This is a genomic window from Peribacillus sp. NPDC058075 (genome assembly GCF_042885195.1).
In the GTDB taxonomy this organism is placed as follows: domain Bacteria; phylum Bacillota; class Bacilli; order Bacillales; family DSM-1321; genus Peribacillus.
On the sequence record NZ_JBHVSL010000001.1, the window covers coordinates 1,239,483 to 1,263,177 of the forward strand.

A 23,695-nucleotide genomic window follows, 5' to 3' on the forward strand; every position below is an offset into this window, starting at 1 on the left:
TAGAAAAATAGAATACGGAGGAAATCGTATGCGTTACTTAAATTATATTAATGGAAAATGGAAAGAACCCGCTACAGGGGAGTATAAGGAAAATCTAAGTCCCCATAATGGTGAAAATTTAGGGGAATTTCCATCAAGTGCTGCGGCTGATTTAAATGATGCAGTGGCAGCCGCAAAAAATTCATTTCCTGACTGGAAAAAGCTGTCGTTTCAGCAACGGGCTTCATACTTGCAGAAAGCAGCTGATATTTTGAAAAAGAATATTCAGGAAGTAGGTCAAGATTTGATAAAGGAAGAAGGAAAAACATTCTTGGAAGGGATGGGGGAAGCCAATCGTGCTGCCAGCATACTTGAATATTATGCTGCTGAAGCCCGGCAGCCAATCGGGGAAGTAATTCCTTCAGCAAATGCCAATACATTTTTATACACTACCAATAGCCCGCTAGGTCCGGTGGGGTTGATTACACCATGGAACTTTCCTATCGCCATCCCTGTATGGAAATTGGCACCGGCCCTGGTTTACGGGAATACAGTCGTGATTAAGCCGGCTGATCTCACACCGAAGTCAGTCTATCATGTGATGAAAGCATTTGATGAGGCGGGTCTACCGCCTGGTGTCATCAATTGTGTATTCGGTAGGGGTTCCGTCATTGGTGCTGCGTTGGTGGAACATCCGGATGTGAAGGCCATATCTTTTACTGGCTCGAATCAAGTAGGTCAGCAGATTCAAAAACAAGCCATTGAGCATGGAAAGAAAGTGCAAGCGGAAATGGGAGGGAAAAACCCGCTTGTCGTCCTCGCCGATGCAGATGTTGAAAAAGCAGTTGAAATAGCTATAGGCGGAGCTTTTAAATCTACAGGGCAAAAATGCACTGCCACTAGCCGGGTGATTGTGGAAGAAGGAATTTATGAAGTATTCCGGGAGCGGCTTGTCGCGCGTACGAAAGAATTAAAAGTGGGCGACCCGCTCAAAGAGGAAACATATATCGGTCCCGCTGTATCTAGATCACAACGCGATGGCGTGCTTGAAATGATCGAGGTTGGGAAATCAGAAGCTACGCTGTTATGTGGAGGGGATGTTCCGGCAGAAGAGGAATTGGCGAACGGTTTTTATGTCCGGCCGGCTATCTTTGAAAATGTTCCACAACATGCCCGCATTGCACGTGAAGAAATCTTCGGACCAGTCATCGCCCTTTTTAAGGCCGGAAATTATGAGGAAGCAGTTAAGATGGCAAATGATACAGAGTATGGATTGAGCGCAGCAATTTGTTCAAACAATTTAACATTGGCACAGCGGTTTATTGAAGATGTGGAGGTGGGGCTTGTTCATGTCAATTCGGAAACAGCTGGAACGGAACCGCAAATGCCATTTGGCGGATGTAAAAATTCAAGTGCAGGCAGCCGTGAACAAGGGAAGAGTGCCGTTGAATTCTATACAGAGGTCAAGACAGTCTATATGGATCGGGTATAACTAAAATGGTACCAAGCATTTTTAAACTTTTAAATTAGATGATAATCAGGAGGGATTTTCAATATGTCTATTAAAGAAAATGTTCAGTTCAGCCCTACACTCCCGTATTCACGGTATGTCGAACCAGAGGTATTCAATGAAGAAAGAAAAAAAATCTTTAGAAAGAGTTGGATATTAGCTGGGCTTGCAAGCCAAGTTGAAAAAGTAGGCGATTTCATGACAATAGACATCGCCGGAGAGCCTATCATCGTTTCTCACGGTACTGATGGTGAACTGCGTGCTTTTTACAATATTTGCCCTCATCGCGGAATGAAAGTAGAAAACTCCGATAAAGGAAATAAGAAAATTTTACAATGCGGATACCATGGGTGGACGTTCAAATTAGATGGAAGTGTGCATAGAGCCCCTAATTTTAAAACGAATGAACTGGGAATACACAGCTGTATGAAATCCATTCGCTTAGAAGTTCAGAATGCTATGATTTTTGTCAATCTAGATAAAAATGCACCTTCTATGGCAGAAGCATATCGGGAATTTTTAGAGGAAATGAAAGAGTATCCCTTCTTTGATTCACTGAAACTAGTTAGGGAAACCAGGCGTGTAGTAAAAGCTAATTGGAAAGCCGTCGTTGACAATTACCTTGAATGTGATCATTGTTCCATTGCTCATCCTGGCTTTGCAAAATCCTTTGATTTATCAAACTTTTGCACAACGACACACGACAACTTCACTTATCAATATATGACAGCAAGTAAGAATGGCGAAGGTGACCAAGCGCGTTTTTATTGGGTTTGGCCAAATATGATGATTAACGTTTATCCAGGAGACGGGAATGTGAATACCATCCAAGTAATTCCTGTTGATGCCGTGACGTCGTTAGGTATTTATCGTGATTATTCCCTCAATGAAAAAACAACAATAGAAAAAGAAGAATATTTTAAATTTGTTGATCAAGTACGGCAGGAAGATTTTGAACTAGTGGAAAAACTGCAAAAAGGATTAAGTTCCGAGGCTTTTACAAATGGGATCTTTTCTCCAACTGAACATGCTGCAGTCTATTTTCATGAACTTATTGATAAAAAGCTCCAGAACTAACAACAGAGCTGCCAATTGGAATGCACTTAAAAAAGAAACGTGAGACAGAGAATTTTTGAATTGAATAGCCTAAGCAACCAACCAGTGTGATCCGGCAGTTTAGGATCACATTGGTTGAGTTGTTTTTTGTGCTGAGTTTTTTGCTTATTTCAACCGATATTATTCCGGGTGTGAGGAATTGTTCTTCCATTGTTGTTCTTCAGCAAGAAACTCAAAAAAAACATTCATGGCAGTAAGCGGATTCTCGTTTACTCTTTTAAAGTAATTACTTTTTCTGGAATCTGTTAAATAGCTGCTTTTTTTGATTCTATCCAACATATATTTTTGACTCATCTTCACTATTTCTTTTTGGTTATGTTTGTTTTCTTTTAATAAGGCAAACCCTACAGCTCCCACCAAAGCATAGATACCAAGTGCGATTTTCGAGATGGGTAAAGATTCGTTTTTAAATAAAAGGAAAAAAAGATTAATGATGGAAAAGCCTATCATCACCGTCGAAAAAAAACCGTATTTCATATTTTTCTTCAACAAGGGGGATAATTTTGATTGAAGTTGTTCGATTTCGGCTTGCATGAAACTGGGTATATTATTTATTTTAATATTCATTGTATCCTCCTAATGGCACTGAAAAAATCGTACCTATTCAATGAAAAATGAAACAGGAAAAGGAACCTAATTATATATATCTTATCGTTTGGAAACGTGTTTGTCATGTAATATAACCCTTGGACTCTATTAAAGGGAAAAGGACAAGCGGTGACGTGAATAAGAATGCCATTTATACGTTTGAAAACCCAGTTAGACAGCGTTCTTGCAGTATGTTGCCTTCATAAACTAACAATGGTATTAATAATGAGTGAATTATGGTAAAATAGTCCTCAAATGGAAGCCGTATTTTTCATTTTTTGATTAATAATCGTTATGGTTGGACTTGTCGCGCCTTTTTTTGTCATAAATACGTGACTATTGTGGTATTTAGTACTTTTAAATCGAGTTTTGGAACAAATCAATATATAATTAGAAAGCGAGATAGTAGATTCAAAGATTAAGGAGGGACATAAAATGATGGAATGGGCTCTGATCATTTTGTTTGCTGCAGCAGTATTACTGTTCATTTTATCGTTTATTAAAAAGGATTCTGCAAAAGTGGACAGCCAATTGGAACAGCTTGCTATCACTTTTGGAGATGAAATGAATGTATTACAGGAAAAAATCAGGAACATCGAGATAGATGCTGAAATTACGGTGCAAGAGGCAGGCGTTCTAGCAATGTCCTCCGAAAAGCGAAACTTGTTGCGTGAAGTACTCGACCTACATAAGCGAGGCTATTCAATTGAAAGCATCGCACTGAAGACAAAACAGCCGGAAGAAGAAATTGAAAGCATGCTTACTCCTTACATAAAAACGAAGAATGAAAGGAGAAATGTGGCCAATGACATCTAAATCAATGCGCAGCTTTGCCGGAGGCCTTGTTGTTGCAGCAGGCATATGCGGTGCTGTGTACTTCTTTGGTCCAGGAGAAGCGACCGGCACATCGGAGAAACCATCAGAAGATGAAATGAAAGAGTCTCTGGCTGAAGAAGGGTATGTCATCCATTCCGAAAAAGAATGGGAAGATCAAATTGCTGAAGCACAGTCAGTTAAAGATAAAGCGGAAGCGGAAAAAGAAACGGTAAAAGAACCAACAGAAAAGATCATATACCGTACAGTTCTTTCTGTGTCTAAAGGCTCGACAAGCATCGATGTGGGGAAAAACCTGCAAAAGGCAAAAGTCATTAAAAATGCCAATGAGTTTTCTGACGCGGTTGAAAAGAAAGGCAAGGCCAACGGATTACGACCTGGTACATATGTGGTGGATAGTGCGATGACGACGGAAAAAATAATTTCCATCATATTTAAATGAACATAAAAACGACCATTGATAAGAGGGTCAACTTCAGACTGTAGACAAACTCGATGAAAATCGAGTTTATCTACAGTTTTTTTATGGTTTGTACAATGAACGGAGTCTCCATGCATTCGCTTTTCTCGCAGGAGTCTGTACATTCGTTCCAATGAACTTTGTTTTACTATTTTCGACAAATGGGGTTCGAAATGCTTTCACACCGAACATGAATTAAAAAAAACTTGGTTATCCTTCATATTTTTTTGTTTATACAATGAAACCCTCTTTAGATTGAAGAAATTTGCGAAACACCTGCAGAATAACTGGCTAGCCGAGACCTCGGAGACGTTTGCATCGAGGAAGCTTTGCAAACAGTCGGCGGAAAGGGAGCGGATTTATTCAATCAACTGAAATTTTTTTTATGTTTTCTTTAACTTAATCGTTGTCCGCACTCCGGCCCAAACTGCAATGATAAGACCTCCAATAGTATCTGCGATTAAATCTATCATTGTATCTTTATTTCCTCCGCCTTGCAGTGTCATTCCGAATAATTGATCAGAACTAAATTCGTAAATTTCCCAAATGACACCACCAAGTGCTGAGAAGGAGAGGGTAAACAAAAAGACAAACCAAGGAGAAATCTCTTTGCCTGCATTTCGGTATACCAATCGTTCATATAAAGCAATTCCCGTAAAAGCTAGAAGGGAACCGCTTAGTAAATGTAAGAGTGTATCCCACCATCCCAGTCCATACCAGCCTAAAATAGATCCTAAATATTGTGAAGCGAATAAGAAGATTAAATAGGAGATGATAATTGGCAGATTGAATTGAAGCTTGGTAAATAGGGCCAATAAAAGAGGGATTGCTCCACATACCACACCGCCTATCGAAACGAGTGACTTGAAAGTTTCATCGTCTGTATAGTAAAAAACAGATAAAGCTGCCATGAAAAATACATACATTGAACTTAATGAAATAACTAGCTTACGATTCATATGAATACCTCTATAAATTATAATTTTGGTTTATGTACAATAGAATAAATGGAGATAAGCAGGCCGCCCGTAAGACCGGAAATTATATCGTACATGGTGTCTTTGTTACCGCCTCGCTGCATGGTATGAGTAAAAGTGAGATCTCCTACGAACTCATATATTTCCCAAAGAACAGCGGCAATGACTGAAAGTGAGAGAACAAAAAGAAAGGTGATCCACCTTGAAACATCTTTTCTCGCTTTTTGAGGAATGAATTGTTTATAAAGAGCAATTCCAACAAAAGACACGAAAATGCCTTTGTAGAAGTGAAGGCTAGAGTCCCACCATTTAAAATCTACATAAAAATTCGCGATTGACCCTAAAAATGTCGTACAGAAAACAAAAACATAGTAACCGATTATGATTGGAATGTTAAAAGGATTATTTTTAACAAACAGTAATAAAATGGGCAAGGCACTTACCAATATTCCCCCAAGGGCTACCATCCATCGGGAAGAATCATCTTTTATGAGGTAAAAGATGAGTAAGCCAGTCATGAATGCAATAAAAACCAGACTTAAAATGATAATTATTTTATGTTTCAATATACTCACCTCATTCGTAAATATTCATTAACCCCGACAATTTCGGACTTCTGGAATATTTTTATGTTGTTCTTTTAAACGTTTTGGTTATTATCATTGTTGGCTGCCATGGTGCTTATTAATGGTTTTGTTTTTAAATTTAGCCGTGATAATCAATAATAAAGGCATGACCAGACCATAAGTCGCTGCATAGAATAACCAAATATTTTTATTGAATTCCCCGGATGATGGTACCATAGGAAAAACAATCAGTGAAAAAAACATATTCATCCCTATAGCGGTAGTAAATGGACGATAATCTTTTATATTGAATATGTTTGAAAATACAACAACCGATACATAAAAATACATCACCGTCCTGGTATAGGTTGTAAAGATCCAAATCGTGGAAATATATCTTCGATCCGCATTAGGAAATTCCCTACATTTATTTTTTTTGCCATAAAAGTTTCAATCTTAATACTCCAAAGTTTTGGCTATTCATGTTCAAGCTATTCACACGGAAATTAATTTGAATTGTCAGCTTTTTTCCGGAAATCCATTCCCATTTCACTATTTGGGCTAAATGTTGCTGCTTTTTGTATTGCTCTTATTTCTTATTCCGGAATCAAAATCGAAAATAAACAACCTGTATTTTTAAATAAGTGTAAACCTCCTTATCTAAAGTGTTCTCAAATCCGAGACAAAATATTTAATTGTCAATTTATAAACGAGTGATGGGTAAATAACGAATAAAACATGGCAGAACAATTTTACTTGTCCCACTTCCATTATGTAGCTTCTCCTAATGGTCCAAGAGAAAGTTTTTAAATTCCCCCACATCATAATGTTTTAGGAACTGAATATTTGATTTAACTGATACTTAATATTTTTCATCAAATCGTCATCTGGTGAGATTTTCTGATTACCCTGCTTCGTAACGTCAATTAAGGTAAAGGATGCAACAATATATTGATTTGTAATAGATTAGAGTTGGCGCGATTCTTGCATATTATTTATGTGTATATCTATTTTATGTGTATATCTATGTGTGTATATCTAATAAATATGGAGAAAGGAGAAGAAGGGGAAACTGTTAGACACACAATTATTGAAAACATTAATTTGGTGTTTAATTTGCCTTGGTTATATGTCAGAAATTTAATCTGGATTCATAAAGGGAAGGCGAAGCCATTAAACTTAAAAAAGTTAGGGGAATATAACGATGAAAATACCAGTGGAAAATATAGTAGAGTTAACTGTAGAACATCAATTCTTACAGGCTTATCCCATATTAAGTCAGTTGCGTACTGATTTGACTTTTAAGGAATATCTAGAATTATTAAATGATATGCGTAAGGAGGGGAAAAAGTTATTTGCTTTATATCATGATACGAGCATCGTAGCTTTAGCGGGTATTAGCTGGCGTGAAGATTCATATAATGAACGCTATGTTTATGTGCAAGATTTGGTTACTGATGTAAATCATCGTCCTAGTGGCCTTGGATATAATTTACTAAATTATATACATAATTGGGCAAAAGACCAGGGGGCTGAATATATTACATTGGAATCTTGAATTCGGCGCCTTGTTACCATATATGTTCTTCGCCATTCGCCTATTCAAAGGCAAGGTGCCTTACACAAAAAATTAGTTGAAAGCTTATTGAAACTCTGTGGAGAGAAATCTCTGCAGGGTTTTTCTTCATTTATTTTTCATCCACTTTGGTCCAACAAGCAAAAATTAAAATCTTTGCTCTCGAAAATGTTGATAGATTATGCGAATATTGGCAATCTATGCATTTACTCATAGGATACTTTTGAACATTACTTCCAATAAATTTGATTAGTTGTGCTTCAGGATGCCTATAAACGATTAGATGAGGAAACTGTCGCTAGAGGCAAGAAAGTTGAAGATTAATAAAAGACAATTCATATAAAAAATTGCCTTAAGGCATTTTCATCGGAAAAAGCCTGTATCGGGGTTGGCAAAGATTCCATTTTTAATGGTATACCTATGAACTGACTACAAAAGAGAGGTTGCCCCCAGTTTGAAGGGATGGAGGGAAGTGGCTAATGTTATTTAATTTTGTAGAAAAAGCAGGTCCCAAAAAGTTCATATCCGAGGCATCTTCAGCAACCTTTAATAGAATTTTACTCTTGAAAATTAATTTCAATATATTTTACTTAAATGGATATAATTGCAGCCAAGGTGAAAACATAATTTTAACAGGCTTTTGGTTATGAGTTTCTATCTAAAGCCAGCAACCGTGGGAACTGGAGACAAAGTCGTTTTAATTCAAAGTGAGATCCATGGAAATGAGAAAACGGGTACGGATGCCATGTTGAATATCTTGAAGTTTTTGGGGACCAACACTCCTGAAGCGGAGAAAATTCGTAAAGAAATTACCCTTGTTGCTTTGCCTAAAATGAATCCGGATGCTGCTGAATTGAACCGTCGGGGACATGATATGTCCTGGGCAGAGGTCGTGAATCAGTTTCCACAGTTAGCAGGAGCGAGTCCATCTTGGAACGATTATACATACAAAAATGAATCATTCGATTATCAGTCCAAACCTGGTTTCGATGTCAATCGTGACGTTAATCCTGATTTGAATTATATACCCCAAGCTAAAGACTTCCCTGGAAAATCACCCACCTCTGGCTGGTTCATAACACCTGAATCACAAACAACACGTGATGTTTACAAGTCTCTCCTGAAGCAATACGGAAAGGAGGAGATTTTCGTGGACTTGCATCACCAAGCTCCCTATTCTGAAATGGATGGAACGGATGATTTAGTCACATACTCGATTTCCGCTCAATTTGTTCCAGATCCAAGCTCGCCTTCAAGACAAGATTATGCCAAGTATGCAAAAAACTATAATTATGATTTTTCCAGACAATTGAATGTAGCGGTATATAATGCTATGAAAGTACAAGGTAATTCTCCATATGGAAATATATCCTTATATCCGCAAAACCAAAACCATCCTGGAACGGCTTTAGGAGCCTTTGCTTTAAACGGAAGTGGGACAGTGCTCTTTGAAGTTATCCTTTCAAGTTATATTCTGATTGGAAACATAGTTATTTTTCACTATTAACATAAAGTAGTAAAAATGTCAGAATATTAGTAATGGTTATTTTTTTGTAATTACATTTTAAGGAGGGTTTTTATTGAATTTTAAAAAGAAAGTCCTATCAGTTTCATTATCTAGTTTAATGACATTAAGCGCAGTTACAGCTGTTGCGCTGCCAGTCGGAGCGGTTGGAAATGGTCCCAGTGCTGGAAATGGTCAAGTGACAACTTCAAAACTTCATACATATGAAAGTCTGGTAAGCTATCTTAAAACGCAGGATGCTAAACAAGAAAGGCTGGCACTGGAAGTAATCGGCGAAACGGTAAAAGGGAGGGATATTTACTTAGCGAAATATATTTCAAATCCTAAGAATCCTACTATACTATTTTTAACTCAACAGCACGGAAATGAACAGCTGACTACTGAAGGTGCACTCGAATTCATTAAACATCTAGGCACGAACAAGACTAAAGGTATTCTGGAAAATGTTAATATACTGATCATTCCCATGTTAAATGCAGATGGGGCCATGGGAGATGTTAATTTCCCTCTTGATGACTATTTAGCAAAAGGAGATCGACATTTAACACGGGCTAATGCAAATGGGGTAGACTTAAACCGTGAGCATGATAAAAAAACTGATTCCATGCAAGTGGAGGTAAAGGCTTTACACGAAAATGTATTTGCGAAATACGATATAGATTACATGATAGATCTACATCATCAAGGGACGCTAAGCGAAACAGATGGTGAACTTGTTTCAGGTTCAATTCTTTATCCTACAAACGCTAACGTAAAGCCTGAAGTATTAGAAGCGTCAAAAAAACTGGGTGCTGTTGTATATAACTCCATTGAACCAACTGGTTGGGGGCATATTGGCAGGTATGATGGCGGTTCTGGAGAAAATATAGGCCGTAATGGTGCAGCCGTTCGTTATGATATTGCCACACTGCTCTTTGAGATGCGAGGTATGTCGGACCACAATATCGAGTCAGTGGCGCTTGGACAAAAAAGTAATGGCTATCTAATAAAGCAAACAATAACCACTTTGGATGCAGCTGTTAGAGCTATCGCCGATGATTCAATAGAAACTGTTGATGCAAGCTTTTGGAATACCCTGCCAACACAATCCAATCGTCCTGGGGCAGAATCGGACGAATAAAATGATGACACATTCCATTCTTTCAGATGGGATGTGTTTTTTTATTTTCCTACATCGATAGCTCGAACTTGTTCATCAGTTTATATTTATAGAGGAAATTCTGGACAAGATAAAAGATGATATAGAAAAAAGGCATCTGCTTTCACTAGATGCCTTTTGAACGATAACGTTTATCGACCTGAAATATCCTTCTTTAATCATTCCCGCTTGCTCCTATAAGCTTTTTTCTGTTGAATTCTCCTCTTTTTGTTCTTCTTTTAGCTGTAAGGCTACTAAACTGGCAAAGTCATGAATGATGGTGGCTGCCAATAGTGAAGTAATTTGTGTTGGATCATACGGCGGGAGGACTTCCACCAGATCGAACCCAATAAAGTTGAATCCTTGCAGAGAGCGTATCATCTCTAGGGTTTCAAAGCTATTTAGTCCGCCGACCTCCAATGTGCCAGTTCCAGGAGCGCAGGATGGATCAACAAAATCAATATCAAAGGTCAAGAAACATGGAGTATCCCCAATGGTTTTCTTGACTTCCTTCACGACATCTTCGATTCCTCTCTTCTTCAGTTCGGGCGTAGTTATAACATTGTAGCCTAGATCTGTACTTGAATCTATATCTCCTGGATGATTGAGGGTACCTCTGATGCCAATTTGAAAAACTTTATCCGTTTGGAGCAAGCCTTCCTCATATGCACGGATAAACGGGGAACCATGCCAGTATTTTTCATCATAATAAGTATCCCAGGTATCTGTATGTGAATCAAAATGAAGAAGTGCAACAGGACCGTGTATTTTTGCGGCTGCTCTTAGATTAGCCAATGTTACTGAATGGTCTCCTCCGATGCCTATTGGAATGATCCCGTTTTTCATCAGGTCTGACATAGCCTTTTCAATTAACTCATAGCTTCGATGTATATTATGGGGAATCACCGAAACATCCCCAATATCAATTGCATTACATTCGTCAAACGGAAACACCTTTTGAATGGGATGATAAGGAAACAACGTCATGGATGCTTGGCGGACTGCCTGTGGAGCAAACCGGGCTCCTACCCTGAATGAAGCAGCTGTATCAAAAGGCATACCTACCACTGCCAATTTGGCATTTTCTCTTGTAGAAGGTAAGCGCATAAATGATCCTGTCGTACAAAACTCTGGTTTAACATCAGGTGATAAAGGATATTTCATTTTTCCATTCCTCCATTTTCTTATAACGATAATAGTTTTGAAACTCAAATAAATGAATTCCTATAGATGATTAATCTTGCAATTATCATGCCAAGTCACAGTAGGTGATTTAATGAGGGGTTTTACCAGATAACACCGGCTTTGTGTATGCAAAGGCGAATAATTTATGGAAAATTGAATCGCCGATGGATGAGATGCTGAAAGAATTCATTTCTAAAAATCAATCATTTGCCGTTAAGAATACAGGAATTAAGTAGCATTTTAGGCGTTTTTCCTTTGTCGAAGTAAACCGAAATCATGTGGCACAGAAATTGCATTTATTTATACAGAGTATACACATAAAAACTTTTAAAAAAAGGGAGGCATGGGGATTTATCAAGTTAAGAAATTGAACTCACTAATTTGAAAGCGGTTTCAAGGAGGAATGATAGGTGGAAAATGAGGTTACATTGAAAAGATCACTGAAATTATGGCAAATCGTTATGATGGGGTTAGCATATATGACCCCCATGGTCGTATTTGATACATTCGGCATTGTATCTGGGATTACGGGCGGCCATGTGCCGACTGCCTATATCGTTGCATTGGTGGGGATGCTTTTTACAGCTTCCAGCTATGGAAAACTTGTAAAGGTTTTTCCTGCTGCAGGTTCTGCCTACACTTATACGCAAAAGGCCATAAACCCTCATTTAGGATTCTTGGTAGGATGGTCTTCGTTGTTAGACTATTTGTTTTTACCTATGGTAAATGCATTGTTAACCAAAATTTATCTGACTGCATTATTTCCAGGAGTTCCTACATGGATTTGGGTAGTATTGTTCGTAGCAATCGTCACAATTCTTAATCTCAGGAGCGTCAATGTACTTGCTAACTTTAATGCGCTATTTGTTTTAATTCAGATTGCCATCATGGCAGTTTTCATCATTCTTGTTGTCAAAGGTTTGAATAATGGAGAAGGTACAGGAGAAGTGTTTACAATAATGCCTTTCGTAAAAGAAGGAATGGACCTCTCGGCCATAATAACCGGGGCCACGATCCTTTGTTTTTCCTTTTTGGGATTTGATGCAGTAACGACACTATCTGAGGAAACGCCCGATCCGAAAAAAACGATTCCAAAAGCGATATTTTTAACTGCACTTTGGGGTGGAATCATCTTCATTACCACATCTTTCTTTATTCAGCTCTTTTTTCCGGATATATCCCGTTTTAAGGAACCGGATGCTGCATTACCGGAAATCGCCCTTTATGTAGGCGGGAAGCTATTTCAATCCATTTTTCTTTGTACAACTTTTGTCAATACGCTAGCCTCGGGGTTAGCGTCGCATGCCAGCGTTTCCCGTCTTTTATACGTTATGGGCCGTGATAAAGTGTTTCCGGAAAAATGGATTGGATTTATTCACCCTAAGTGGAAGACACCAGCCATTAATGTACTCATAGTTGGAGTCATTTCATTGTCGGCTTTATTCTTTGATTTAGTGACAGCAACGTCACTGATCAACTTTGGTGCCTTAATGGCATTTACCTTTGTAAACCTGTCAGTGATCAGCCATTTTATCATTCGGGAAAAGAAGCATCGAACGATAAAGGGGTGTATTCAATACTTAATTATGCCTTTAATTGGAGCGATAGCAATTGGCATTCTTTGGATCAACCTTGAGGCAAGTTCCCTAATAATGGGGACAAGTTGGTTCATTATTGGTTTTTGTTATCTATTATATATCACAAAGGCATTCAGGAAGGCTCCGCCTCAATACCAAGTTGAAGAAATTCAGCTATGAGATTTTCCAAGAAAAAACGCATCCGATCAGGATGCGTTTTTTTATATGCAATCCAAAAATGCCTATGAATTAATACATATTCACGCCTCTTAACGAAATGTAGTAAAACACATCCTTAAGCAGGCTATCTTCTTAGACGTAGAATTTCTTCACGTGCTTTTTGATATTTATCTATGGTTTTTTTATCGATTCGATGAAAAACACTTAAGTAAAGAGCATCAACCATGTTAAGTTGCATAATTCTAGATGCTATACTACCGATTCGTTGATCATGTTCGATGTCTGGAAAACAAAGTTGTATACTTGCTATTTTCAATAAAGGAGACTTTGTATAAGCGGTTATTGCCAATACTGGTACGTTTATCTTTTTCGCATATGAAGCCATCTCCAATATATCTTTTGTTTTTCCGGATGTGGAAAAAACGACCAATGCGTCTTCTGGTGTAAAATTGGAAATATAGGAAATAACTGTATGAAAGTCAGTGTTCATTCCTGTAGTAACGCCAAGTTTAGCAAATTTATTACTAGCATCCAATGCAGCGGTAGAGGAGCCCCCGACACCAAAAAATGCAATTTTCTTTGCTAGGCTTAAGCATTCTACTGCTTTTTCAAACTCTTTTTTGTTAAGAGTTTGTACTAAAGAGTCTAAAGCAAATTTATTGCTCATAGTTACTTTTTGGAAAAGTTGATAAGGCGTATCATTTTCACGCAGTAAAGAAAGATCATTAATGTTGGCATTATTTGAACTCATTTCTTTCACCAATGTATGTTGAAAGGTTTTAAAGCTGTCTATACCCATTCTTTTACAAAAACGCACAACACTAGCTTGGGAAACATTTGCGTTGGTTGATATTTCAGAAATCGTGTAAGTTTGCACCAAATCTGCATGGTCCAATATATATTTGGCTACTTGCCGTTCAGCACGAGACAAGGAATCGGCTTTTTCATTTATTTTTTGTAATAAAGTTAAGCTCATGATATGTCCCCTTTATTAAACGTTTTATTAAATGATGAAAATCCCTATTGTTTCATTTATATCATAAATGAAATGTTTTTTGCACATAATGCAAAAAAAAATGCCATAAGTGAAATTTTATTTCTTATTATATCAATAAAAACTTGATTTTTTAATTCTTTTTCAATAAGATAGGTTTGTGTGAATATTCAAAAAATTACATTACAAGGAGGAGATAGTTTGAATCGGGCCATTTTACTTGTAAGTCATGGGAATTTAGCTTCGACTATGAAAGACTGTGTAGAACTTATAACAGGGAAACAGAAGCAACTCTTTGCATTGAGCATGGATGATCAAGTAACGTTAGATTCGTTTGCAAGAGAACTGGAATCGGCAGTCAATCAATTATTGGATTGGTACAAAGAAATAATCATTCTGGCAGATATTAAAGGGGGGACCCCATGCAATGCAGCTACACTTCAAGTGTTGAAAGATAGCCGGGTACAAGTAATCGCTGGTTTTCATTTAGGTTTAGTTATTGAATCTTGCCTTTCACTTGTAAGTCCCGAAGAGCTTATAGCTAATACCTCTATGAGTATTAGCTATATAAACTCTACAGTTAACCCCATAAAGGAGGAATTGTAATGAGTATCGTTGTTACCCGTATCGATGAACGACTTATACATGGGCAAGTTGCTTATTCATGGAGTGTTGCTTATCACGTCACAGAATTTATTGTAATTGATGATAGAGTTGCAACCGACCCTACACAACTTTTGTTACTTAGCTTGGCAGTACCTTCGGGGAAAAGACATGCTATTCTTTCTGTCGAAGATGCAGTGAAATATCTGGTTGAGCAGTCTGATCTGGAAAAAACGTTTATCGTAGTAAAAAGTCCTCGAGTCCTTTTATCTCTCATTGAAAAAGGGATAATTCTGCCTTCTATAAATGTAGGTGGCATGTACTATAAAGTAGGAAAACAGGAAATAAGTAAAACAGTCTATTTGGATGAAGAAGATAAATCTATTTTTCTCAAGATTAGAGATCACGGGATCCCTTGTGAGATCAGAACCTCTCCTAATGATAAATCCATTGATTTATTCACCAAGATTTAATGGTCGAAAAGATAGTCAGTGTAAAAAGGGGGAGGAAAATGAAGTGGAAATTGAGTTAATATCAGCGATTTTGTTAAGTGGTTTTGTTGCAATTCTCATGACCGAAAATTATGGATATGGATATTGGATGATTAGCCGTCCCATTTTTGCTGGGCCATTGTTAGGACTAATAATGGGAGACCTACAAACTGGATTGATTGTTGGGGCCAGTGTGGAATTGATGTTTATGGGGGTCTTGCCAATTGGAGGTAGCGTTCCTCCAAATGCACAAATTGCTGGTCTAATGGGGACTATTTTCGCGATTAGTGCTGGGGGTAAGCCTGAGGTTGGAATTGCTCTGGCATTACCAATCGGTATTTTAGCACAATTTTTAATCATGCTAGCTTGGAATTTTAATATTTATCTAGTGCATCGGGCAGACAAAGCTTTACGAGAGCTAAATCTAAAAAGGGCAGAACGGCTTCACCTTTTTGGAATAATTGTATTTTTTACAGTTATGTTCATTCCAACTTTTTTAGCCGTTTATTTTGGTAGTGAATTTGTAAATAATATCGTAGGCTCAATGCCTTCTTGGTTTATGGAAGGATTAAAGATTACAGCAGGAATCCTACCTGCAATTGGAATGGCCATGCTCCTGAAAATGATGAACTTCAAGAAGTTTTGGTCATTTTTCCTAATTGGATTTGTTCTGGCAGTCTACTTGGAACTAAATGTACTTTCGATAGCCTTGTTGGGTCTTGGAATCGCGGTCAGCATTTCAGCAGTAGGAACGAGAGGAAATGATAGTGGAATTTCCCGTGATTCCTCCCGCCAGAGTACAGCTAAAACGACGATTCTGACAAGGAAAGATTTAATGAAAACATTCTTCCGCACTTTCTTCAGTATGACGTCTATAAATTATGAGCGTTATGGCAGTTTAGGATTCTGCTATGCGATATTGCCGGCACTCAAAAAACTGTATCCAAATAATCAGGATTTACAAGAATCGGTTGTTCGTCATAATGAATTTTTTAACTGCCATCCGTATACTTCCAATGCCGTCATAGGTGTTACTCTTGCACTTGAAGAACAACGAGCACAAGGTAATCCCATCTCATCTGAAACAATTTCTTCTACGAAAGCCGCATTGATGGGACCGCTCTCTGGAATTGGCGATTCTGTTTTTAAAGCAACTTTTATGACCATTTTTGCTGCAATCGGCGCTGGTTTGGCGTTGGATGGAAATTCACTTGGACCCATTATATTTATTGTGCCAAACGTCTTGCTCAATATTTTTTCTCGTTACTACGGTATTGTCTATGGATACCAGTTTGGGATAAGCCTAATCCTTAAAATGAAAGACTCTGATGTGCTAAATAAGTTTGTTCAGGGAGCTACCATTGTAGGATTAATGGTAACAGGATCAATGGTAGTGAATTTTGTTAAGGTGGCAGTGGCTGCAAAATGGAACTTTGGTGGAAAAGAAATAAATTTACAAGAACTTCTTGATTCAATTTTACCTGGGCTTTTCCCCCTCCTCTTAACACTTGGTTTCTTATGGGCATTACTTAAATATCAAAAAGCTATCTACTGGTTAATCCTCCTTTGCTTTATTGTAGGATTAGCTGGTAAATTCTTGGGGGTTGTTTAGGTGGTAATTATGGATAAAAAAAACGTATTGGAATCTATTAAGAATGGATTGATAGTTTCGTGCCAGGCTAGAAGGGGATGGCCGATGTATGGGGCGGAAATCATGGGCGCATTAAGCAAGGCTGCAGAAAAAGGAGGCGCAGTTGGTATTAGGGCTACCGGGCCAGAAAATATTAAAGCGATTAAAAAGGTAACAAAATTGCCTGTATTAGGTATTCACAAGCAATGGACCGAAGAATGTGAAGTATATATTACTCCTACCTATGAAAGTGCTATAAGCATTATTGAGGCTGGAGCGTCAATCGTAGCATTAGATGGGACTCAACGAAAGCGCCCTCATGGAGAAACGGTAGAAAAAATCATAGGTAAAATCAATAGTGAGCATCCCAATATTTTAGTAATGGCAGATTGTGCGACTTTTGAAGAGGGACTAATTGCAGAAAAATTCGGTGCTGATATAATATCAACCACATTGTGTGGGTATACAGAGGAAACAAAATACGTGAAGGAGGTTGATTATGACCTTATTCGAAAGCTCTCTTCTGCCTTAAATATCCCCATCTTCGCTGAAGGGCATATTCATACGAAAGATCATGCTAGAAAAGCTATTGAAAGTGGAGCTTTTGCAGTCGTAGTAGGAACTGCCATTACTCGCCCGGAAATTATCACAAAAAGGTTTGTAGATGAGTTAAACCTGTTGGTTGGAAAATAGAAGTTTCAATATAAATTTTGAGAATTTTTTTAAGTTTAACAGTTGGTCTCATGGACTGACTGCCGTTGATTAGACTTGTACCATCATCTGGAATCTTCTACAGATCAACACTTTCTTTTTCAGGATAAAAAAAGCACTCAATGAATGTTTTTACATTTATCTGGTGCTTTTTTATGTTTTTAATCATCACTTTTTACATATGCAAATCTGAATTGCTTATGAATTAATACATATTTCTTGATGATGTTGATGATTGGGAACTGGCGTTATATGGCTATCCATATAATATCCTCAAAGCTGGCACGGAAGTTGCTTAATAAGTTATAAGAATATAAGTGAGGTGCTAAAATGTCAGAGAAAATTAAGGTAATGGAAAAACGTCAATTGGATAATCCACTGCATGAATTCCAGGATATCTTAAAGGAAGCGATTCATGTTTTGAACTATCCAGAGCAGGTTTTTGATTTCCTGAAAGCGCCAATGCGTTTTCTGGAAGTCTGTATTCCTATTCAAATGGATAATGGGGAGACAAGGATGTTTCAAGGGTATCGGGCTCAACATAATGATGCAGCCGGTCCAACTAAAGGGGGGATTCGGTTTCACCCGGATGTCACTCCCGAAGAAGTTAAGGCATTGGCCGGGTGGATGAGCTTGAAATGCGGAATAACCGATCTTCCATATGGGGGGGCGAAAGGCGGCATTGTGTGTGATCCCAGACAGATGAGTTCATCTGAGCTTGAACGATTAAGCAGAGGGTATGTCAGGGCAGTAAGTCAAATAGTGGGACCCACAAAAGATATCCCGGCACCTGATATGTATACGAATTCACAAATCATGGCCTGGATGCTGGATGAATACGATCACATCAGGGAATTCGATTCACCCGGCTTCATTACAGGAAAGCCTCTGAGGTTAGGGGGATCGAAGGGCAGGGAAAAGGCCACTTCCAAGGGAGTATTATACACACTTCAAATGATATGTGATTTAAAGGGGATTCCTATTGAAGGCATGCGGGTAATCATTCAGGGATTCGGGAATGTTGGCAGTCATTTGGCCATGTATTTACATGAAATGGGGGCTAAGGTTGTCGGAATAGCGGATGAGCTGGGAGGTTTATATGATCCGAATGGCTTGGACATTCCTTACCTTTTGGAGAACAGGGACTCGTTTGGGGTCGTTTCGAACTTATACAAAGATTCGTTATCCAATCAAGAATTATTGGAAAAAGAGTGTGATGTGCTGATTCCTGCAGCCATCAGCGGAGTGGTGAATAAAGATAATGCATCACGATTAAAATGTGAAATCCTGATTGAAGCAGCAAATGGTCCGACCACAAAGGAAGCAATCAATATTCTTGATGATAAAGGTATAGTGCTAGTCCCGGATATTTTGGCGAATTCAGGAGGGGTGATAGTCTCGTATTTTGAATGGTGCCAGAACAACCAAGGTTATTACTGGACGGAAGAGCTTGTGGATGAACGATTGAAGGAAAAGATAACGGCCAGCTTTTTGAATGTCTACCATACTTCACAAAAATATTCCGTGAACATGAAAGTGGCGGCTTACATTGAAGGGATTCGCAAAATAGCAGAAGCATCCCAGCTTCGAGGTTGGGTCAGGTTCTGAACGAAATATGGCATACAAGAAAGGAGGCAATCCGTTGAATTTTGATATTCTTTCCGAAAATAAAGAAAACCAGGCTATTCATCATTATTGCTTATTGTCACAAGATTATAGATATGATGTGACCATTGTATATTCGGGCCAGTTTTTCGGTAAAGCAATGGTGACTTCCATGCAAAGCGGAAGAATGATCCTGCTTTGTGCCAATGATATTAATTTAGATCAGTACTGGGCTCCGACCCTGGGCATTGAACAAGATGATATACCTGAGTTCCAAAACTTTCTCAAATTAGTGTTACAAACCCCATTTCATTTTGAAGAATATTGAAGGAAGGAAGGAATGATGTAAATGTACGTGGATGTGATTCTAAGCCCTTGTGATGGCAGGATTGAAAAAATTTCAATAACCAAAGATTCCAGGTTTTACGAATGGGAACAATTATTTCAGATTAAGAAGGCAGATGGATGTGTGGAAATCATTGATATTGGTATCAGCGGAAAGATAGAATCATTGGAGGTATTGGAGGGTGAACCTGTGGTGGCCGGCGAGGTCCTTGCCTATTTCAGGGAAGATTTATTCGTGACCGGCAGCGATTAATATCAAAACGAAAAGAAGATGAAATGATTCATCTTCTTTTTCGGCTTATTAGATAGTTCTCCGCTGCTCTCTTATTCAAGGTCCCCTATACCCCAATTTTGCAGAAACCCGATTGCCCGTTTCCATTACATTCTTTATGAGGAAATCAAGTCTTTCTTCTGTCAGGTTAAAGCTGACAAAACCAATGCTCACCGCACCGTGAACTTCCCCAAAATGGTTCAATATAGGCACGGCAACAGAACATGTTCCCTCTGTTCTTTCACTGTGACTGATTCCATGTCCCTTCATTTTAGTCTCTTGCAATATATCCCAAAAAGCTGCTCTTTCTTGTGATGGCAGAAGAGCATCTACTATTTTTTTCACTTGATTATATGGCATATAGGCGAGCATCGCTTTATTGGCAGCCCCGATATGCATAGGTACACGTGAGCCAAGCTGATCATAAACCCGGATTTGGCTTTTTTCACTGTCGATTCGTTCGATAACGAGTGATTCCATTCCGATTGGCTGGCTAAGGTAAACGCTTTCCTCCACCTTGTTCATCAGCCTTTCCAGTTCAGGCCTTATTTGACTGATGTAATCCATTTTGTCATACATACGCAAACCGTATTCGAGCCAAATATTCCCCAAACCATATTGTTTGGAGTGCCCGTCCTGTTGGATTAATCCATGCGAGGACATCGCTTTTAACAAACGATGCATGGAGCTGACAGGAAGATCACATTCTTGAGAAAGTTCCGTAATAGACAGCCAGTTTTCCGATGAATTGGAAACCAGCACCTTTATAACGTTCATGGCACGATCAATCGATTGCATAAACAAACCACCTATCTTTCATTCCAAGTTAAATAAAACGCTAATTTATTTGAATATTTAAAACATATTGACAGTATACCAAATTTGATTTTATAATAAAAGAAAAATTCCTATTAGCGGAAACGTTTTCCGATATGCGGAAAAGGAGGGGGAGGCAGTGACATATTGTTCGTCCATGTACAAACCTTTGGAACGTGTCATTGTAAAACATCCGAAAGAAGCTTTTATTAGTCAAGAGCATTTAAGCCAAGCATGGCGGAACTTCAACTTTGCGGAAGAGCCGGATTTTAACGAAGCTCTAACAGAGTATGGTGACTTTATTTCCATTTTGGAGAAATATGTTCCAAACATCGATTATTTGCCTGCATCTTCGGTAGTCGGGATTGACTCCTTATATGCGCATGACCCGGTGAAATTCACAAGCCAAGGGGCCATTATTTTAAAGTCAGGGAAAGAATTGAGGCAGCCTGAAGCTAATGTATACAAGGAATTTTGTAAGGAAAAGAACATCCCGATTATTGGGTATTTAACGGGTGATGCGGTCGCGGATGGCGGTGATATCATTTGGCTTGATGATAAAACCCTGGTTGTCGGACATGGTTATCGTACAAACGCAGAAGCCATTCGGCAATTAAAGGAAATGACCGCACATCTTGTGGATGATTTCATCGTAGTTCAGCTGCCGCATGATCAAGGAGAGGGAGAGTGTCTCCATCTTATGTCTTTCATCAGCCTAGTCGACCATGATTTAGCCGTAGTTCATTCCCGCCTTATGCCTGTCTTTTTCAGAAAACTGCTTATTGAACGAGGCATTGAGCTTATCGAAGTGCCGGTTGATGAGTACTTGAACTTGGGCTGTAATGTGCTTGCCATCGCTCCGCGGGTTTGTGTAATATCTTCTGGTAACGCTTACACGAAGCAGCAGCTTCTTGATGCCGGAGCAACGGTTTATGAATACAAAGGAACTGAAATCAGTTACAAAGGAACTGGCGGTCCAACTTGTTTAACCTGCCCGGTGGTGCGTACAAATTTTAAATGATACTTATAAAAACACCAGGAAAAAGCTATGTCCGACCCCGGCCCTTGCACGATTGATTATGAAAAAGTAATGAAACAGATGCGTCTTACGTGGGAGCTTTGGAAATATGACTTTGTGATCATTCCGAAGGGATATGAAGAGAAAGCCCGTCAATTGAATGAAGCTGGATATAAAACGATTGAGCTGGAAAGCCGGAGTTACAAAATCAGGACGGTTGATTGAGATGTTTGTGACTGCCGTTTTATATATCGGGAATCTAATTAGATGAAAATCGGAAAGGGGATTTCAATGAGTCAATTACTATGGGGTACTCCAGAAACGCTCCGTGCTTTATTATGTGAACTTGTTAGCTGGGAAAGCCGGACTCTTACAGTTGGGGAACGCACGTTTCCTTATAAGGTACAAGAGAAATTGAGGGAGCTTGAATATTTTAAAAGGAATCCGGAGTACTTATCGCTTCATGAGGCTGATTTAGGGAGAAATTTTGTCAATGCCTTTTACAAACATCCCGATAGCAAGGAGACCGTTGTATTAATCAGCCATTTTGATACGGTTCATACTGAAGAATACGGCGATCTTGAGACTCTTGCTTTTCAGCCAGAGGAGCTTACTAGAAAACTTCATGACCGGAAAGGTGATCTGCCGGAAGAAGCGCGCCTTGATCTTGAATCAGGAAAGTACTTGTTTGGTAGAGGTACGATGGATATGAAAATGGGGCTTGCCCTTCATATGGCTATCATCGAAAAGGCAAGCATTGAACAATGGCCGATCAATCTCCTTCTGTTAACGGTTCCGGATGAGGAAGTGAATTCTGCCGGAATGAGGGCTGCAGTTAAAGAACTTGTGTCTTTACGTGATAAATATAGCCTTTCCTATAAAATGTTTCTTAATAGTGAACCGTCCTTTTCACAGAAGCCGGGTGATAATAGACATTATATTTATTCCGGAACTTTGGGGAAAATCATGCCCGCTGCCCTTTTTTATGGGAAAGAAACTCATGTAGGTGAGCCATTAAAGGGCATAACCGCTAACTATATAGCCTCGTTCCTCACGCAGCTCATGGAATGGAACACTCTTTTTCTGGAAAGTGATCTTGGAGAGGAAACACCTTTACCGGTATCGCTTCAGCAAAAAGATCTAAAACTACAATATTCAACACAGACACCTTATCGGGCAGCCGCGCTTTATAATGTGTTCATTATGAAAAGAACAGCTGCAGAAATAATGGATCTATTCGAACAGGTTGCATACGAAGCAGCGATGAAATGCAATGAATCTTATAAAGCTCTATGTCTGCGTCAACAAATTGAGGGTGTAGGCGAAGTACAAGTATTGCGCTACGAAAAATTACTTTCATATGCCGAGGGCAAATTTGGCGGCAATTTTGTTGAGCAAATAAAGAGTGAAGTTAAAGGAAACATGGATTTGGATGAGCGGGAAAAATCATTTAGGATCGCTGAAAAATTGATGATACAATGTCAGGAGCTTTCACCCGCCATTGTATTGCTGTTCGCACCGCCATATTATCCAGCCGTCAATACGTCCGATGATCCGCTTATCATGGAATCTGTGAAATTAATGAAGGAAACTGCCAGCTTGCTTGATGAAGAAGTCAGCCAAATTCATTATTTTAATGGCATTTGCGATTTAAGCTATGTTCAATATTCTGATGAGTCTGATGGCTGGACGGCTTTTGAAAAAAATACACCGGTCTGGGGCGATACTTACAGCATTCCTTTTGCAGATATGCAAAAACTTCAGGCACCCGTACTTAATGTGGGTCCGTTCGGCAAGGATGCCCACCAGCGTACTGAGCGCCTTCACATCGAGAGTGCCTTCGTCCATACGCCCGTTGTGCTGGAGAAGTTAGTAAAGAGTATGTTTAAGTGTTTGGTTGAGAAGTGATGATCCGACAGGGAAACTGGATTAATATAGAACTTTAACTGGGGGTATTTATATGAATGACCTGCCTAATGGTCCAATCACTTCCGAGCCGC

24 protein-coding genes are annotated in these 23,695 nt (G+C 38.8%); 18 read left to right on the forward strand and 6 right to left on the reverse strand.

Annotated elements, in window-relative coordinates; genetic code table 11:
* Positions 1-28 precede the first annotated feature (28 nt).
* Both ACFVS1_RS06275 and ACFVS1_RS06280 read left to right on the forward strand, forming a co-directional pair.
* Positions 29-1,471 (forward strand): aldehyde dehydrogenase family protein, encoded by a 1,443-nt coding sequence (locus ACFVS1_RS06275; protein WP_387545743.1) that lies wholly within the window; start codon positions 29-31, stop codon positions 1,469-1,471.
* Between the two features lie 63 nt (positions 1,472-1,534).
* Positions 1,535-2,566 carry an aromatic ring-hydroxylating oxygenase subunit alpha gene (locus ACFVS1_RS06280; RefSeq protein ID WP_387545745.1) on the forward strand — a complete coding sequence of 344 codons (1,032 nt, stop codon included), beginning with the start codon at positions 1,535-1,537 and terminating at the stop codon, positions 2,564-2,566.
* A gap of 159 nt (positions 2,567-2,725) precedes the next feature.
* Here ACFVS1_RS06280 and ACFVS1_RS06285 read toward each other — a convergent pair whose 3' ends face one another.
* Positions 2,726-3,172, reverse strand: coding sequence for a DUF5392 family protein (locus tag ACFVS1_RS06285; RefSeq protein WP_387545748.1), 447 nt, complete (start codon positions 3,170-3,172; stop codon positions 2,726-2,728).
* Positions 3,173-3,628: 456 nt separating this feature from the next.
* Between ACFVS1_RS06285 and ACFVS1_RS06290 the strand changes: the two genes are divergently transcribed.
* The gene (locus ACFVS1_RS06290; RefSeq protein WP_387545750.1) at positions 3,629-4,009 is read left to right on the forward strand and encodes a hypothetical protein; all 381 of its coding nucleotides are present in this window, start codon (positions 3,629-3,631) and stop codon (positions 4,007-4,009) included.
* Positions 3,999-4,469: a hypothetical protein gene (locus ACFVS1_RS06295; RefSeq protein WP_387545753.1), complete on the forward strand. Its 471-nt coding sequence runs from the start codon at positions 3,999-4,001 to the stop codon at positions 4,467-4,469. Before ACFVS1_RS06290 ends, ACFVS1_RS06295 begins: the two co-directional genes overlap by 11 nt.
* 401 nt (positions 4,470-4,870) lie before the next feature.
* Here ACFVS1_RS06295 and ACFVS1_RS06300 read toward each other — a convergent pair whose 3' ends face one another.
* Positions 4,871-5,446 (reverse strand): DUF2238 domain-containing protein, encoded by a 576-nt coding sequence (locus ACFVS1_RS06300; RefSeq protein WP_387545756.1) that lies wholly within the window; start codon positions 5,444-5,446, stop codon positions 4,871-4,873.
* A 17-nt stretch (positions 5,447-5,463) separates the two neighbouring features.
* Positions 5,464-6,030 (reverse strand): DUF2238 domain-containing protein, encoded by a 567-nt coding sequence (locus ACFVS1_RS06305; protein WP_352920514.1) that lies wholly within the window; start codon positions 6,028-6,030, stop codon positions 5,464-5,466.
* Between the two features lie 1,204 nt (positions 6,031-7,234).
* Here ACFVS1_RS06305 and ACFVS1_RS06310 point away from each other — a divergent pair.
* From ACFVS1_RS06310 to ACFVS1_RS06320, 3 genes are all read left to right on the forward strand, one after another.
* Positions 7,235-7,588, forward strand: coding sequence for a GNAT family N-acetyltransferase (locus ACFVS1_RS06310; protein ID WP_352920520.1), 354 nt, complete (start codon positions 7,235-7,237; stop codon positions 7,586-7,588).
* Between the two features lie 664 nt (positions 7,589-8,252).
* Positions 8,253-9,113: a M14 family zinc carboxypeptidase gene (locus ACFVS1_RS06315; protein ID WP_387545759.1), complete on the forward strand. Its 861-nt coding sequence runs from the start codon at positions 8,253-8,255 to the stop codon at positions 9,111-9,113.
* 73 nt (positions 9,114-9,186) lie between these two features.
* Positions 9,187-10,251 carry a M14 family zinc carboxypeptidase gene (locus ACFVS1_RS06320; RefSeq protein ID WP_352920526.1) on the forward strand — a complete coding sequence of 355 codons (1,065 nt, stop codon included), beginning with the start codon at positions 9,187-9,189 and terminating at the stop codon, positions 10,249-10,251.
* A 213-nt stretch (positions 10,252-10,464) separates the two neighbouring features.
* Here ACFVS1_RS06320 and speB read toward each other — a convergent pair whose 3' ends face one another.
* Positions 10,465-11,433, reverse strand: coding sequence for an agmatinase (gene speB / locus ACFVS1_RS06325; RefSeq protein ID WP_387545762.1), 969 nt, complete (start codon positions 11,431-11,433; stop codon positions 10,465-10,467).
* 431 nt (positions 11,434-11,864) lie between these two features.
* Here speB and ACFVS1_RS06330 point away from each other — a divergent pair, with 431 nt between their 5' ends.
* Positions 11,865-13,211 (forward strand): APC family permease, encoded by a 1,347-nt coding sequence (locus tag ACFVS1_RS06330; protein WP_387545764.1) that lies wholly within the window; start codon positions 11,865-11,867, stop codon positions 13,209-13,211.
* A gap of 124 nt (positions 13,212-13,335) precedes the next feature.
* Here the strand turns inward: ACFVS1_RS06330 and ACFVS1_RS06335 are convergent, their stop codons facing one another.
* Positions 13,336-14,190, reverse strand: a complete 855-nt coding sequence (locus ACFVS1_RS06335) for a MurR/RpiR family transcriptional regulator (RefSeq protein WP_387549212.1) — start codon at positions 14,188-14,190, stop codon at positions 13,336-13,338.
* Positions 14,191-14,406: 216 nt separating this feature from the next.
* Here ACFVS1_RS06335 and ACFVS1_RS06340 point away from each other — a divergent pair, with 216 nt between their 5' ends.
* The 7 genes from ACFVS1_RS06340 to ACFVS1_RS06370 all read left to right on the forward strand — a co-directional run bounded on the left by ACFVS1_RS06340 (position 14,407) and on the right by ACFVS1_RS06370 (position 19,843).
* A complete protein-coding gene (locus ACFVS1_RS06340) occupies positions 14,407-14,811 on the forward strand; it encodes a PTS sugar transporter subunit IIA (RefSeq protein ID WP_387545766.1) in 405 nt (134 codons plus the stop codon).
* Positions 14,811-15,281, forward strand: a complete 471-nt coding sequence (locus tag ACFVS1_RS06345) for a PTS sugar transporter subunit IIB (protein ID WP_352920535.1) — start codon at positions 14,811-14,813, stop codon at positions 15,279-15,281. The genes ACFVS1_RS06340 and ACFVS1_RS06345 overlap by 1 nt, the downstream gene beginning before the upstream one ends.
* 43 nt (positions 15,282-15,324) lie before the next feature.
* Positions 15,325-16,911, forward strand: a complete 1,587-nt coding sequence (locus ACFVS1_RS06350) for a PTS system mannose/fructose/sorbose family transporter subunit IID (RefSeq protein ID WP_387545770.1) — start codon at positions 15,325-15,327, stop codon at positions 16,909-16,911.
* A 9-nt stretch (positions 16,912-16,920) separates the two neighbouring features.
* Positions 16,921-17,622: an N-acetylmannosamine-6-phosphate 2-epimerase gene (locus ACFVS1_RS06355; RefSeq protein WP_352920540.1), complete on the forward strand. Its 702-nt coding sequence runs from the start codon at positions 16,921-16,923 to the stop codon at positions 17,620-17,622.
* A gap of 348 nt (positions 17,623-17,970) precedes the next feature.
* Positions 17,971-19,248, forward strand: coding sequence for a Glu/Leu/Phe/Val family dehydrogenase (locus ACFVS1_RS06360; protein ID WP_387545772.1), 1,278 nt, complete (start codon positions 17,971-17,973; stop codon positions 19,246-19,248).
* A 34-nt stretch (positions 19,249-19,282) separates the two neighbouring features.
* The gene (locus ACFVS1_RS06365) at positions 19,283-19,573 is read left to right on the forward strand and encodes an SAV0927 family protein (protein ID WP_352920544.1); all 291 of its coding nucleotides are present in this window, start codon (positions 19,283-19,285) and stop codon (positions 19,571-19,573) included.
* 21 nt (positions 19,574-19,594) lie between these two features.
* Positions 19,595-19,843: a biotin/lipoyl attachment domain-containing protein gene (locus tag ACFVS1_RS06370; protein WP_352920546.1), complete on the forward strand. Its 249-nt coding sequence runs from the start codon at positions 19,595-19,597 to the stop codon at positions 19,841-19,843.
* Between the two features lie 75 nt (positions 19,844-19,918).
* Here the strand turns inward: ACFVS1_RS06370 and ACFVS1_RS06375 are convergent, their stop codons facing one another.
* Positions 19,919-20,659, reverse strand: a complete 741-nt coding sequence (locus tag ACFVS1_RS06375) for an IclR family transcriptional regulator (protein ID WP_352920548.1) — start codon at positions 20,657-20,659, stop codon at positions 19,919-19,921.
* Between the two features lie 175 nt (positions 20,660-20,834).
* Between ACFVS1_RS06375 and ACFVS1_RS06380 the strand changes: the two genes are divergently transcribed.
* The 3 genes from ACFVS1_RS06380 to ACFVS1_RS06390 all read left to right on the forward strand — a co-directional run bounded on the left by ACFVS1_RS06380 (position 20,835) and on the right by ACFVS1_RS06390 (position 23,603).
* Positions 20,835-21,698, forward strand: a complete 864-nt coding sequence (locus tag ACFVS1_RS06380) for a dimethylarginine dimethylaminohydrolase family protein (protein WP_387549214.1) — start codon at positions 20,835-20,837, stop codon at positions 21,696-21,698.
* Between the two features lie 27 nt (positions 21,699-21,725).
* A complete protein-coding gene (locus ACFVS1_RS06385) occupies positions 21,726-21,920 on the forward strand; it encodes a hypothetical protein (RefSeq protein ID WP_387545776.1) in 195 nt (64 codons plus the stop codon).
* Between the two features lie 66 nt (positions 21,921-21,986).
* Complete coding sequence (locus tag ACFVS1_RS06390; protein ID WP_387545778.1) at positions 21,987-23,603, forward strand: M20/M25/M40 family metallo-hydrolase; 1,617 nt, start codon at positions 21,987-21,989, stop codon at positions 23,601-23,603.
* Positions 23,604-23,695: the final 92 nt, after the last annotated feature.